The following is a 13241-nucleotide window of genomic DNA, read 5'->3' on the forward strand; positions in this document are numbered from 1 at the left end:
CTGGTCGCTCCGGGTCATTGCACCTTCGTCTTTTTCAGGGTGCGCGCCAGGGCCGACATGCAGTTGCGGTGCGCTCGCTGCCAGTCGTTGTCGCGGAAGACGACGACCACGCCGAGGCTCGTCTGATCCAGCAGTTTTATCAGGTCCACCAGGGGCTTCACCGTGGCCGAGTTCATGTACTCGAGCTTCGTCAGATCCACCGTGACGACCGTGTTCTTGGTCTTCCCGGTCCAGTCCTCGAAGAGAGGATTGAGGAACATGGCGGGGCTGCGGATGTCGCTGACGCCCGACCACTCGATTCGCGCCGAATCGCCGGCCACGGAGAGGCGTACTTTCAGCCCGTCGCGCTCAAATGTCGACTCGGTCATGGATTCTCCTGGTGGCTGTCACGGTGACCGTCTCGTCCGCGTACGTCGCGTCGAGCGCAAAGCCGCCTTCCATCGCGATCCTGTAGATGCCCACGTTGGCGCTCTCGCGCTGGCTGACGAGCAGCTCCTGGAGCTGTTCGATGTAGAGCTCCGTCTTGTCCGGGGCGTTGCGCAGGGACTCTATCCGGCAGAGCAGTCGATTGACCGATCCGTGATCGGTGCAGCCGTTGATCGTGACGATATCGATCCTGTCCTCGGTCAGGCTGAGCGTGAAGCGAATGGCGCGCGCTGCAGGGACCTCCTCGCCGTACTTGATGGCGTTCTCCAGCAGCTCGCAGGCCGCCATCTCTGCCGCGTCCACGAGCGCGCTCGGGTACTGCTCGAGGGCTTTACGAACCGAGGCCCGGGTCGCGCGTAGATTGCTCCATACAGGGCGGAGCGAGGTGCTCAACAGTGGTTGCATCGCCTACGCCTGCATGGATCGAGTCCGGTGGTGGGCAGGAGAGCGCACATGGTCTCCGCCAGCGGGTACAGCTCGGGGGAGAATCAAATCCAAAGCGGTTCGGAGGAGCAAGGCGGTATCCCGAACGGGTGCAGAAGAAGGAATGAAATCCAGAACGGCTTGGAGATGTCAAGCATCTGTCGGGCGCGATATTCGGCAGTGAGAGGGCTGCCTCACATCGGCGATGCGGCATGCGGCGCACCTCATCGTGCTCGTGCTCGTGCTCGCGCTCGCAGGCGCGTCGTCTCGCGTCTCCGGGTTCCCGGTGGACGCTGGAGCTCATGCGGCGGCTGGGCCGCGTACCCGGCGGCGAGATGGCCGCCGTCATGGGCGTGGCCGAGGACCCGGCGCGCTGCGAGCGCCGCGCGTCGCAATAGGGGCTCTCCCGATCCGTTTGGCTGCTGGCGTCCTCTCGATTCCATATCAGTCTAGTGCGCCGATGATCGACCGCCTGCGCGTCCGTCAGGCTCGGATCGAGCCTTGAAGGGACGTCGCCGTTCCCGCCAGAAGCGGAGGAATCGAGGTGTCAGTGCGAGCGGACCTCTTCAGAAGCGCTCCGTTCACGAAGGTTCTGTCGCCGCTCGTCATCGCTGCTGCTTTGACCGCGGTCGACTGCGATCGTCCCCGGCAGGCGTCGGGGCCGGAGGCCGGTGACGGCGGGAACGGCGGGCGCGGCGGGAGCGGTGGAGGCGGCGACGACGGCGGGGGCGGAGGGGACGGAGTGCCTTGCGCCACGGCTGCGGACTGTCCCGGCGTCGACGGCGCGTGCCAGCTGCGCACCTGCGAAGGCGGCCGGTGTGGCCTCGACGCCGCGCCGCGGGGAAAGCCCGTGGGCGAGCAGGTCCTCGGCGACTGCAAGGCGCGCGTTTGCGACGGGCAGGGCGCCGTGATCGAGCTCGACGACGACCAAGACGCCCTCTCCGACGGAGACCCGTGCTCGGCCGACGTCTGCGTCGCCGGGGCGCCGAAGAACCTTCCAGCGCCGGCGACCACGGAGTGCGGCGGACCCGACGCGACCGGAGCGCGCTATTGTGATGGGAACGGCGCCTGTGTCGAGTGTCTCGTCGCTGGCGATTGCCTGAGCAACATCTGCGTCGAGAACAGCTGTGTCGCGCCCGATTGCGGCGATGGCGCGATGAACGGCGCCGAGACCGGCGTCGACTGCGGCGGCTCGGAGTGCGTGCCGTGCGCGGATCTCGAGTCCTGCCTCACCGACGCGGACTGCCGGAGCGGGATCTGCGAGGACGGCAGGTGCGGCGCGTCGTCGTGCACCGACGGCGCGACGAACGGGGCGGAGACCGACGTCGACTGCGGCGGATCGGCGTGCTCGCCTTGCGCCACCGGCAAGGCGTGCGCCGCGGACGGCGACTGCCTGGGCGGCCGCTGTTCAGGGACGACGTGCCTCCCGTCGTGCACCGACGTCGCCCGGAACGGGGCGGAGACCGATATCGACTGCGGCGGCCCCGCGTGCGTCGGGTGCGCCGCCGGGATGCGCTGCGCCGCCGGGCGCGATTGCCTGAGCCACGTGTGCAGCTCGGCAGGCACCTGCGCCGCGCCGGTCTGCGGCGACGGCGTTGTCAACGCCGCCGCCGAGGCGTGTGATGACGGCAATACGAGCAACACGGACGCGTGCCTCACCACGTGCGTCGCCGCCTCGTGCGGGGACGGGTTCGTCCGCGCCGGCGTCGAGGCGTGTGACGACGGAAACGCGAACAACACCGACGCCTGTCCCACGAGCTGCGCGCGGGCGGTGTGCGGGGACGGGTTCGTCCGTGCCGGCGTCGAGGCGTGTGACGACGGGAACCGGAACGCGGGCGACGGGTGCAGCCCAGGGTGCCTCCTCGACGGCTGCGGCGACGGCGCGATCCAGGCCGGCGAGGAGTGCGACGACGGCGATACGGACAGCACCGACGGCTGCCCCATCACCTGTCGGGTCGCGAGGTGCGGCGACGGCTTCGTGCGGGACGGCGTCGAGGGCTGCGACGACGCCAACACGTCGAGCGGCGACGGCTGCAGCGCGGGCTGCGTCGTGGAAGCGCGGTACACCTGCCGGGGCACGCCGAGCGTGTGCACGTACTCCAAGGAGCGCAACTGCGGCGATGCGGAGGACGATGACCTCGATGGCGAGACGGACTGCGCCGACCCGGACTGCGCGCTCGGCTGCGGCGATGCCGTCGGCGCGTGCTCGCCCGGGCAGGTGTTGTGGGTGCAGTCGTCCACGGACATCCCCAAGACCGTCACGGATCGCGCTGTCGCTGCCAGCGTCCTCCCGGTCGTCTCGAGCGGCGTGATCCGGCGCGTGACGCTCGAGCTCGATATCGCGCATTCGTTCGACGGAGATCTCGATATCTCGCTCACCTCTCCGGCTGGCGCGACGGTCGACGTGTCGAGCGACAACGGCGGCTCCGGCGACAACTACCGGAGGACCGTCTTCGACATGGGCTGCGCGACCGCGGTCACGGGAGCGATGGCGCCGTTCCGCGGCTGCTTCCGCCCGGAGTCGTCGTTCGCGGCCTTCTTCTCGGGGCCGGCGAACGGCACGTGGACGCTCCGGGTCGGGGACGACGCCGGGTCCGACTCTGGCACGCTGACCGCGTGGTCTCTCGCGCTCTGCATCGATCCGTGATCGCAGGGCGGCGCGGCCGCGCGCACGCCTTCCAGGCTGTCCGCCGAGCGCGCCGCGAGGGCTGCAACGAGGGCAGGCGCGGCCGCGCCCGGCCGGCCCGATCGGCCGGGCTCGCCTGGCGTGGTCTCCCGTACCGGCGGCCTTCGATCCATGCCAGGGTGCGCTCGTGCCCTGGGTCCGCGCATCGCTTCGAGGTCAAACCGTCTATGCTCGCGCCGACGCTGCCGGCGCCCTGGTCGCGGAGGAGGGCGGTGGCGTCGAGATCCGCTACAAGCCGCACGACGGCCGCAGGTACAAGGCGCGCGCCGACAACCTGAGCGTGGCCGACCCGAAGGTGTTGCCCGACGACACCTGTGGGCCTGCCGAGGCGGTCGTGAAGGCGCGTGCCGGCGAGCAGCCCGAGGGGGGCGCGGCCGCCCCGGCGCCGGCAGGGCGCGCGCAGCGCAAGGCGCCGGCGCGGGGGGAGTCCAGCGCGGGGCCCGTCCCGGAAGGGGCTGTCATCGTCTACGCGGACGGCGCGTGCTCGGGGAACCCGGGGCCCGCGGGGCTCGGCGTGGTGATCATCGACGGCGGCCGGCGGATCGAGCGCAGCGAGTTCCTCGGCACCGCGACCAACAACATCGCCGAGCTGACGGCCATCCTCCGCTCGCTCGAGGAGGTGGAGGAGCCGGGGCGGCCCATCGTCATCCACACGGACAGCCAGTACTCGATCGGCGTGCTCCAGAAGGGGTGGAAGGCGAAGGCGAACGCCGAGCTCATCGCCTCGCTGCGCGGCGCGCTCGCCGCGCGGCCGCGCGCGCGCCTCGTGTATGTGCCGGGGCACGCGGGCGTGCTGCTCAACGAGCGCGCCGACGCGCTCGCGCGCGAGGCCGTCCGCGAGCGCGCCTCCCGTCGGACGGTGTACCCCGGCTCAGGCTGAGTCCGGGACAACCCGGGCCGCGCGGGGCCGGAAACGCGTGGAACCGCCTGGGGCCCAGTGGTAGAGGCGCGCGATGCGTGTTCCGCTCCGCCTCGCCCTCGCCGGGCTCGTCGCCGCCGCCGCCTTCGCCTCGCCGCTCGCTCATGCGGTCGTGAGCGAGCGGATCGTCGCCGTCGTCGGCGATCGCGCCATCCTGCTCTCGGATCTGCGGCAGCGGGCTCGCCCCTTCCTGCTGCAGATCCAGGCCCGGGTCCCGCCGGGCGCGCAGCAGGCGGCGGCGGAGTCGCAGGTCTTCCGCGATCTCCTCCAGAAGATGGTGGACGAGGAGCTCGAGGGTCAGGCCGCCGAGAAGGCCAATGTCCGCGTGACCTCCGAGGAGATCGAGAACGCCTTCCGGAACATCGCGGCCGCGGAGCAGGTGACGGTCGAGGAGCTGTTCCGGATGGCGCGGGCGAGCTCGGGGCTCACCGAGCAGGAGTACCGCGACGAGATCCGCCGGCAGATCCTCGAGGGGAAGATGCTGCAGCTCCGGGTGAAGGGCCGGGTGCGCATCACCGAGCAGGACGTGCGGTCCGCCTTCGATCGGCTGGTGCGCGAGGAGCGCCGGCGGCGCGAGTACCACCCGGCGTGGATCGTCCTGCGCGTCCTGCCCGGCTCGAGCGCCGAGGCAGTCGAGGAGCGCCGCGCGCTCGCCGCGGCAATCGCGGAGCGCGCGCGCGGCGGCGAGGATTTCGCGGCGCTCGCGCGGCAGTTCTCGGACGACACCGCGACCCGCGAGGAGGGCGGCGACCTCGGGGTCCGCGCGCCGCAGGGGACGCAGGCCGCGGCGACCGGCCAGCGCGAGGTGATGGCCCCGGAGCTCGAGGCCGCGCTGATGGCGATCGAGCCGGGCGGCGTGACCGCGCCGATGCGCGCGGGCGACGCGTTCGTGGTCATGAAGCTCCTGAGCCGCCAGCCGTCCCGCTTCACGACGCTCGATGCGGCTCGCCCGGAGGTCTTCCAGCGGCTGCAGGCGGAGATCATGACGAAGGCCAAGCAGAAGTGGCTCGACGATCTGAAGCGCGGGACGCACGTGGAGGTCCGGCTCTGACGCGCAAGGGCGAGCGGGCCGGGACGGGCGCGGCGCGCGCGAGCGGCGCGAGCGGCGAGGGAGATGCGGTCGTCCCCGAGTGCACCGCGTGCGGCACCTGCTGCTTCTCGGCCCTGCCGGAGTACGTCCGGGTCTTCGGCTGCGACCACGATCGCATGGATGATCGCGCGCGGGGGTTCACGCGCTTCATCGGCAACCGCTGCTACATGCGCATCGAGGACGGCCGCTGCGCCGCGCTCACGCTGGACGCGGAGCATGGCCGCTTCCTGTGCTCGATCTACGAGGTGCGGCCCGACTGCTGCCGGGCGCTCGAGCGCGGCAGCGGCCAGTGCCTCGGCGAGCTGCACGAGAAGCGGGAGCGGCCGCTCCTCGCGCTCGAGGCGCTCCGCCGCCGCGCGGGGGGCGCCGTGTAGGCGCGGCCAGCGTCGCCGTCAGGGCGACGCGTCCCTGTCCTCCACCGGCGGCGCGCCGGCGTCGATCGCGCTGCGATCGATCCTCATGCTCACGTCGAGCGTGACCGTCTGCCCCGCGGAGACGGAGATCGTGCGCTTCTCCTCGGGCGCGTTCGGGTGCCGGAACGTGACGTAGTGCCGCCCGGCCTGGAGCGGGATCGACCGCGCCATCGGCGTCACGTCGATGAGCTCCCCGTCGATGACGACCTCCGCCCACGGCCTGGCGAGGACCTTCAGGTAGCCGCGCTCCTCCGAGCGCGCGCCGGGCTGCCTGACCTCGGCGCTGGGCGGCTCCGCGGCGTCGTGCTGGCGGAGGCTGAGCTCGATGAGCGCGCCGCCCGCGACGACCAGCGCGAAGATGCCGACGAACCGGCCCACGTCGGGCGCGAGCGACGGCGCGCTGCGCTGCTCGGCCGCGGGGCGCGCGGAAGGCGCCTGCGCGGGCGGCAGCTCGTCGCCGCCGAGCTTGGCCGCCGCGAGGGCCCTCGCGATGAGCGCGCGCGGCTGCGGATGGCCGCGCTCCGCGAGCTCTTCCGCCAGGGCGTCCGCGACGGCGCGGCCGTTCTCGTAGCGCTGCTCTGGCTCTTTCTCGAGGCACCGGAGCACCACGCGCTCCAGGCCGCGCGACACGTCGGGCACGAGCCCCCGCAGCGGCTGCGGCGGCGCATTGCGGATCCGGTGCGCGACGGCCCTGCCCTCGGCCCACCGATCCTCGTCGCGCTCGCGCGGCGCGCCGGGCGCGACCGACGCGCGGCTCGACGCGTGATTCGACGGGTGGTTGGAAGCACGGCTTGCGTCCTCCGGCCCCGCCTTCGGCTCGTCGAACGGGCGGACCCCGGTGAGCATCTCGAACAGCACCACGCCGAGCGCGAACACGTCCGCCTGAGGCCCGGGCTCCGCCCCGAGGATCTGCTCCGGCGCCATGTAGTCGGGCCGCGCGAACGTGTCGCTGCCCTCGAACGGCTCCGGCAGCGAGGGCTGCCGGCCGTCGGACGCCGCCGCGAACTCGAGGATCTTCACGCCGCCCGCGGGCGTGACGACGACGCGCTCGGGGCGCAGCTCGCGGTGCACGACGCCCCGCTCGTGCGCGTGCCCGAGGCCGCGCGCGATCTCCAGCGCGATGGCCGCCGCGGCGCCCTCGTCGAGGCGGCCAGCGCGCGCGCACAGGGCCGCGAGCGTCGGCCCCGAGAGCGGCTCCAGCACGAGCCATATCCGGTCCTCGTCGCGCTGGAAGTCGTGGATGTCGATGATGTTGGGGTGCCGGATGCGCGCGAGGATCTTGGCCTCGCGCTCGAGGCCGGCCGCGAACGCGCTCGCGGCCGACACCGTGGGCTTGAGCGTCTTGATCAGCGCCGCCCGGCCGAGCCCCGCGTGCTCGGCCCGGTACGTCACGGTGAGCGCCCGCGACGAGACGGCCTCGCGCAGGATGTACGGGCCGAGCTGCCTCTGGTCGGCGCCCACTTACCGCTGTCGGACGCGGAGCGTGCGCCCCGTCATCGCCGCGGGCTGCGGGAGGCCGAGGATCTCGAGCATCGTCGGCGCCACGTCGCAGATGCGGCCGCCGGACCGGAGCACGATGCCGGGGTCGTTCTTGTTCAGGTAGTAGAGCGGCACCGGGTTGAGCGTGTGGGCGGTGTGCGGGTTGCCGTGCTCGTCCTTCATCTGCTCGCAGTTGCCGTGGTCCGCGGTGATGATCAGCGCGCCGCCGGCCTCGCGCACGGCGTCCCCGATGGCGCCGAGCCCCTTGTCGACCGCCTCGTTGGCATGGATGGCGGCCTCGAGGATGCCGGTGTGCCCGACCATGTCCGGGTTCGCGAAGTTCACCAGGATGAAGTCGTATTTGCCGCTCTTGATCGCGGCCACGACCTCGCTCGCGACGCCCGCCGCGCTCATCTCCGGCTTCTTGTCGTAGGTGGCGACGTCGCGCGGCGAGGGCACGAGCTTCCTGTCCTCGCCCGGGAACGTCTCCTCGCGGCCGCCGTTGAAGAAGTACGTGACGTGCGCGTACTTCTCGGTCTCCGCGCACCGGAGCTGCGTGAGCCCGGCGCGGGCGATCTCCTCGGGGAACGACTCGGTCACCTCGTCCTTCGGGAACGCGACCGGCAGCTTCAGCGCCGCGTCGTACTCGGTCATGCCGCTGTAACAGTGCTCCTGGAAGGCGAAGACCGGCTTGCCCCGGTCCGAGAGGAGCTCCAGCACCTCGGCCGGCAGGTTCCGCCGCGTGAGCATCGCCGAGATCTCGCGCATGCGGTCGGGCCTGAAGTTGACGGAGAGGCCGACCTCCTCTCCCTGCCACTCCCAGCGGGGCTCCTGCGAGGCGAAGTCGGCCACGAAGTCGCCCTTGATGCCGCTATAGTCGCCGATGCGGATGGGCTCGACGAACTCGTCCGTCTTCCCGGCCGCGTACGACTGCTGGATCGCGTCGAACGCCGTGTCGGCCCGCGGCGCGTCGCCGCGCACGATCGCGGTGTAGGCCTTCATGACGCGGTCCCAGCGCTTGTCGCGGTCCATGGCGTAGTACCGGCCCGAGATGGTGCCGATGACGCCGATGCCCTGGAGCGCCTCCTCGATCTTCTCGACGTAGCCCCACGCGCTCTTCGGCGGCGTGTCGCGGCCGTCGAGGAACGCGTGCAGGACGAGGGGCACCTCGTGGAACTTCGCGAGCTTGATCAGCGCGAGGAAGTGGTCGAGCGACGAGTGGACGCCGCCGTCGGAGACGAGCCCGAAGAGGTGCACCCGGCACTTGCGGTCCTGCGCGATGCGGAACGTCCGGTCGATGATCTCGTTCGAGCCGAGCTTGTTCTCGGCGATCGCGACGTCGATGCGCGAGATGTCCATCAGCGCGATCCTCCCCGCGCCGAAGTTCAGGTGGCCGACCTCGCTGTTGCCCATCTGCCCCACCGGGAGCCCGACGTCCGGGCCGCTCGTCCCGATCAGCGTCTTCTCGGAGTCGCGCTTGATCGCGTCGAGGTTCGGCATCGCGGCGAGGGCGATCGCGTTCTGGTCCTTTTCTTCGCGCTCGCCGAATCCATCGAGGATGCAGAGGACGAGCGGACGGGGGCGTTGCGTGGGGGAGGGGGCTGCTTCGCTCATGGCGGCGGAATCTACAACGAACCCGCGGCGATCGGAGGGGGGCTGCTCACGGAATTTCGCCGGGCGAGCCGCCGCGCGCGGCGTGCATGCTAACATCCGACCATGTCTGACTGCGCCCGTCGCGCCACGTACCAGGATGTGCTTGACACGCCGCCGAATCAGGTGGCGGAGGTCCTGAACGGCGTCCTCCACGCGACGCCGCGGCCCTCCGTGTTCTCCCGCAACGTGACGTCGGTGCTCGCGGGCGAGCTTTACCTGCCGTTTCGTCGGGGCATCAAGGGGCCTGGCCGGTGGGCGCTGCTGGTCGAGCCCGAGCTGCACCTCGGCACCGATCCGGACATCGTGATCCCTGACATCGCCGCGTGGCGCCGCGACCGGATGCCGCAGATCCCGATGCGCAACGCGGCGATCTTCCTCGCGCCCGACTGGGTGTGCGAGGTGATCTCGCCGTCCACCGAGGCGCTCGATCGCCGCGACAAGATGGAGATCTACGCGCGCGAGCTCGTGGCGCACTACTGGCTGATCGACCCGCGGCTCCGGCTCCTGGAGGTCTACCGCATCGACGGTGGGCGGTTCGCGCGCGTGGGTGCGTGGGAGGGTGACGTCACCGTGCGCGCGGCGCCGTTCGACGCCGTGGAGATCGAGCTCGGCGTGCTTTGGCAGGAGTAGCGCAGGAATAGCGCAGGAATAGCGCAGGACCTGCCGTTGCCGGTCGGCGTCGAGCCGCGCGCCCTCCGCTCTCTCCGTCTCTCGTCACACATCGCGTATTGCGCCGACGGGATACTCGGCCGATGGGGCCCTTTGTCGTGATTGTCACCCCGCGATCGGGGAAGTAACGATCGGCCACCGGATGCAGCCGGGGCGTGCGGTTTGCATGGGTGTTGAGAACACACGGCCATGTTCGGCGCTCATCATGAGCAGCCGTCGCACGGGGGGATGAACATGAAGCGCATCAACATCATCGGCATGCTGGCCGCGCCGCTCGCATGCCTCGGGGTAGCGCAGCTCGCCTCGGCTGCACCCACGACGCCAGTCGAGGAGCTCGTCCTCATCGCGGAAACACGAGCTCCCGTCGCCGCGGATGCACCCAACGCTCGTCCTGCACGCCAGCGGCCCTGGTACGGTCATTGGTACGCGTCCTGGCATGGTCACTGGTACAGGCCCTGGCATGGGTACTGGCATGGTCATTGGCACGGGTACTGGCATGGTCATTGGCACGGGCATGGTCACTGGCACGGTCATTGGCATGGTCACTGGTACGGGCACCGGTGGTGACATGGCCGGCGGCGGTCCGATGAGGGGCCTCGCCCCCCCGGCCGGCGGACGCCCGAGGGTGGGCAGGACGAATCGCTGACGGTGCCGGCGCCGCGGCAGGAGAGCGGGACGGGCGGCCCTCTCCCCGTCTCGCTCTGGTCGGTCAGCTTCGCGGGCGCTTGCAGGCGGGCACTACCGGAGGGAGCTGCATGGAGGGAAAGCGGAACAGCCGGAGCCACACCGCAGCCCTGGTAGCCGTCGTGGGCCATCTGGGGCTCGTCGTCATGGGGGCTCTCCAGATCCATCCCGAGGGAGACGGTTGGTTGGCGCGGGCGCTCGCGGTTTACGGCGCGCTCTCTGGGGCCGAGAGCGGCTATGCCTTCTTCGCGGACAGCATCACCCCGCTGCCCAGGGCCAGCTTTCACGTCTCCGATGCCCGCGGCGCGACGATCACCGACGCCCTCGAGTCGGGCGCCAGCCGCGAGACGGAAATCCGGATCCTGAACCTCATCACGCCTTTCTTGAGCTTGGAGGACCCGGCGATCCAGCGCTCGATCGCCGCCTCGTGGGCGGGCAAGGTGCTGGCGAGACACCCCGCGGCCGAGAGCATCCTCGTCCGACTGGAGACGTACGATCTGCCGTCGATGCGGGAGTACCGGGAGGGGAAGCGGTCGAGCTGGAACCTGCAGTATGAGGCGAAGTTCATGAGCCGCTCGAAGCTCCACACCTCTCGTGAGGCGAGCGGGGGTGCGCGGTGAAGCACCCTTCGATCGGCCTCCGCGGGCCGGCCGCAGGCGGCGAGCCCGCGCGTGTCCTCCGCGCGATCGAGCGCTTCGCGCTGGCGCCGGCCTCGGCGGCGCCGCTCGCCGCCCTCCGCATCGGGCTCGCGGCCGTGCTCTTGCTGCAAGCGGCGCTCGTCGCGCCCGCGCTCTTCGAGCTCTACGGGCGGTCCGGGATCCTCCAGGGACCTCTGCGCGACGTGTTCGTGAGGGCCGATCTGCCTCGCATCGGCTGGGCGGTGGAGCTCCTTGCCCCGCTCGGGGTCGGGGAGGATCCGGTCATCCTGGGCACGGGGGTGATCTACGTGGTTGCCCTCGCCGCGCTCCTGGTGGGCTGGTGCACCAGGGCCGCGGCCTTCCTGGCGTGGCTCACCCACCTGATGCTGGTCACGACGGCGAGCTCCACCGTCTATGGTGCGGACAGCTTCGCCACCATCTTTCTCTTCTATCTCCTCTGGATGCCCTCGGAGGCGGCCTTCTCCATGGATCGCCGGCTCGGGCGCGTGGGGGGAGGGCCCACGCCGGCAGCCCGGCTCGGGTTGCGCGTGGTGCAGCTGCACCTCTCGTTCGCTTACCTCGTCAGCGGGCTGGGAAAAGCAGGGGGCGAGCCGTGGTGGGACGGCGAGGCGATCTGGCGTTCGGTCATGTTGCCGGAATACCGGCAGTTCGACCTCTCGTGGCTCGCCGACGCCCCCTGGCTCGCGGCGGTCGCCGGGTGGACGGTGCTGCTCGTGGAGATCGGCTATGGATTCCTGATCTGGCCGCGTCGCACGCGGCTGCCCTGGGTCGTGGCCACCGTGGCGCTGCACGCCGGGATCGCCTTGTTCATGGGGCTCCTCGTGTTCGGCGCCCTCATGGCGGTGCTCACCATCGCCGCGTTCGCGGTGCCGAGCGAGCCCCCCGGGCCTGCGGCTCCGGCTGGCGCGGCGCCGGGGTGATCCTCGCGTCCCCCCTTCTGGCGAACGGCGCCCCCGGATAAGCTGTCGCAGGTTCGATCATGTCGCGCACGGCCATCCCGACCTGGTGCATCGCTGTGGTGCTGGTGAGGCACCGGAACCGGTTCCTCCTCGTGCACGAGCGCAAGCACGACCAGCGCTGGTATCTGCCGGCGGGCCGCGTCGAGCCCGGGGAGACGTTCGCGGAAGCGGCGCGGCGCGAGGCGCTGGAGGAGAGCGGCGTCCCGGTGGAGCTGGAGGGCATCCTGCGCATCGAGCACAGCCCGGGCCCCTGGCAGGCGCGCTTCCGGGTGATCTTCCTCGCGCGCCCTCGGGACGCCACGCCCCCGAAGAGCCAGCCGGACGAGCACTCGCTCGAGGCGCGCTGGGTCACGCTGGAGGAGCTCGCGGCCTTGCCGCTGCGCGGCCCCGACGTGGAGCTCTATTGCCGCGACGTGCTGGCCGGAGCGCAGGTCTTCCCGCTGTCGCTGATCGGGGCCGAGGGGGAGCCGCTCCTGGTGAGCGGCCGCTGAGGCGGCGCCCCTCGCGCGGTGGCGATCCTGCTGGCCGCGCGGCTGCTCGTGTCTACAGCTTCAGCTTCATCCCTTCGTGGCTCGCCACGAAGCCGAGCCGCTCGTAGAAGCGGTGCGCGCGCAGCCGCGCCTTGTTCGAGGTGAGCTGCACCCGGAAACACCCCCGCCGCCGCGCCTCGTCGATGGCCCATCGCATCATCGCCTCGCCGATCCCGCGGCCGCGCAGGCTCGGGTCCACGATGACGTTCTCGATCTGCGCCACCCGTGCTCCGCGGTTCGCCACGTACTGGATGATGGTCAGGTGGAACGCGCCGGCGACGCGCCCCTCGACCTCCGCGACGAGCAGCGCGTTGTTCGGATCTTCCGCGATGGCGGCGAGCGCCTCGCGGTAGCGCGGATCGAGCGGCGGGCCGGGGTGGTCCGTCTTCGCGTTGCCCTCGTCCGGGATCGAGAACAGATGGACGATCACCGGCAGGTCTGCCTCGGCGGCGCGGCGGATGGCGGGTACGAGCTGCGGCTGGCTCATGCACGCATCCTGCCACAACGCATGGCGGGCCCGGGGTTCGTGCGTCGTCCGCCCGCGTTAGCCGCGCACCCCGCCGACCACAGGCGCCTCCACGGCGGGCGAGCACTTCAGCAGGGAAGCAAGGGAAGGAGAGAAGCACGGAAGCACGGAAGCAAAGGGGCAGG

The 13241-nt window shown here is 71.3% G+C and carries 13 protein-coding genes; 8 read left to right on the forward strand and 5 right to left on the reverse strand.

Annotation, left to right across the window (positions count from 1 at the left end; translation table 11 throughout):
• Positions 1-14: 14 nt before the first annotated feature.
• Both WME79_RS05670 and WME79_RS05675 read right to left on the reverse strand, forming a co-directional pair.
• Entirely contained in the window at positions 15-368 is a 354-nt protein-coding gene (locus WME79_RS05670) for a hypothetical protein (RefSeq protein WP_437532940.1), read from the reverse strand.
• Positions 349-831, reverse strand: a complete 483-nt coding sequence (locus tag WME79_RS05675) for a hypothetical protein (RefSeq protein ID WP_437532943.1) — start codon at positions 829-831, stop codon at positions 349-351. Before WME79_RS05675 ends, WME79_RS05670 begins: the two co-directional genes overlap by 20 nt.
• Before the next feature lie 562 nt (positions 832-1393).
• Here WME79_RS05675 and WME79_RS05680 point away from each other — a divergent pair.
• The 4 genes from WME79_RS05680 (at position 1394) to WME79_RS05695 (ending at position 5918) form a co-directional block, all read left to right on the forward strand.
• The gene (locus WME79_RS05680) at positions 1394-3496 is read left to right on the forward strand and encodes a DUF4215 domain-containing protein (RefSeq protein ID WP_437532946.1); all 2103 of its coding nucleotides are present in this window, start codon (positions 1394-1396) and stop codon (positions 3494-3496) included.
• A gap of 166 nt (positions 3497-3662) precedes the next feature.
• Entirely contained in the window at positions 3663-4415 is a 753-nt protein-coding gene (locus WME79_RS05685) for a ribonuclease HI (RefSeq protein ID WP_437532949.1), read from the forward strand.
• Positions 4416-4488: 73 nt separating this feature from the next.
• On the forward strand, positions 4489-5505 hold the full coding sequence (locus WME79_RS05690) for a peptidylprolyl isomerase (RefSeq protein ID WP_437532952.1): 1017 nt from the start codon (positions 4489-4491) through the stop codon (positions 5503-5505).
• Complete coding sequence (locus WME79_RS05695) at positions 5457-5918, forward strand: YkgJ family cysteine cluster protein (RefSeq protein WP_437532955.1); 462 nt, start codon at positions 5457-5459, stop codon at positions 5916-5918. Before WME79_RS05690 ends, WME79_RS05695 begins: the two co-directional genes overlap by 49 nt.
• 18 nt (positions 5919-5936) lie before the next feature.
• Here the strand turns inward: WME79_RS05695 and WME79_RS05700 are convergent, their stop codons facing one another.
• Together WME79_RS05700 and gpmI are read right to left on the reverse strand one after the other, a co-directional pair.
• Complete coding sequence (locus WME79_RS05700; RefSeq protein ID WP_437532956.1) at positions 5937-7418, reverse strand: serine/threonine protein kinase; 1482 nt, start codon at positions 7416-7418, stop codon at positions 5937-5939.
• Entirely contained in the window at positions 7419-9050 is a 1632-nt protein-coding gene (gene gpmI, locus WME79_RS05705) for a 2,3-bisphosphoglycerate-independent phosphoglycerate mutase (RefSeq protein ID WP_437532958.1), read from the reverse strand.
• Positions 9051-9152: 102 nt separating this feature from the next.
• Between gpmI and WME79_RS05710 the strand changes: the two genes are divergently transcribed.
• The 4 genes from WME79_RS05710 to WME79_RS05725 all read left to right on the forward strand — a co-directional run bounded on the left by WME79_RS05710 (position 9153) and on the right by WME79_RS05725 (position 12551).
• Positions 9153-9719, forward strand: coding sequence for a Uma2 family endonuclease (locus WME79_RS05710; protein ID WP_437532961.1), 567 nt, complete (start codon positions 9153-9155; stop codon positions 9717-9719).
• Between the two features lie 794 nt (positions 9720-10513).
• Positions 10514-11062, forward strand: coding sequence for a hypothetical protein (locus WME79_RS05715; RefSeq protein ID WP_437532964.1), 549 nt, complete (start codon positions 10514-10516; stop codon positions 11060-11062).
• Positions 11059-12021 (forward strand): HTTM domain-containing protein, encoded by a 963-nt coding sequence (locus WME79_RS05720; protein ID WP_437532967.1) that lies wholly within the window; start codon positions 11059-11061, stop codon positions 12019-12021. Before WME79_RS05715 ends, WME79_RS05720 begins: the two co-directional genes overlap by 4 nt.
• Positions 12022-12080: 59 nt before the next feature.
• Positions 12081-12551 (forward strand): NUDIX domain-containing protein, encoded by a 471-nt coding sequence (locus WME79_RS05725; protein ID WP_437532970.1) that lies wholly within the window; start codon positions 12081-12083, stop codon positions 12549-12551.
• Positions 12552-12603: 52 nt separating this feature from the next.
• Here the strand turns inward: WME79_RS05725 and WME79_RS05730 are convergent, their stop codons facing one another.
• Positions 12604-13077 carry an N-acetyltransferase family protein gene (locus WME79_RS05730; RefSeq protein ID WP_437532973.1) on the reverse strand — a complete coding sequence of 158 codons (474 nt, stop codon included), beginning with the start codon at positions 13075-13077 and terminating at the stop codon, positions 12604-12606.
• Positions 13078-13241: the final 164 nt, after the last annotated feature.

The organism is Sorangium sp. So ce726 (assembly GCF_051521405.1).
Taxonomy (GTDB): domain Bacteria; phylum Myxococcota_A; class Polyangia; order Polyangiales; family Polyangiaceae; genus Sorangium.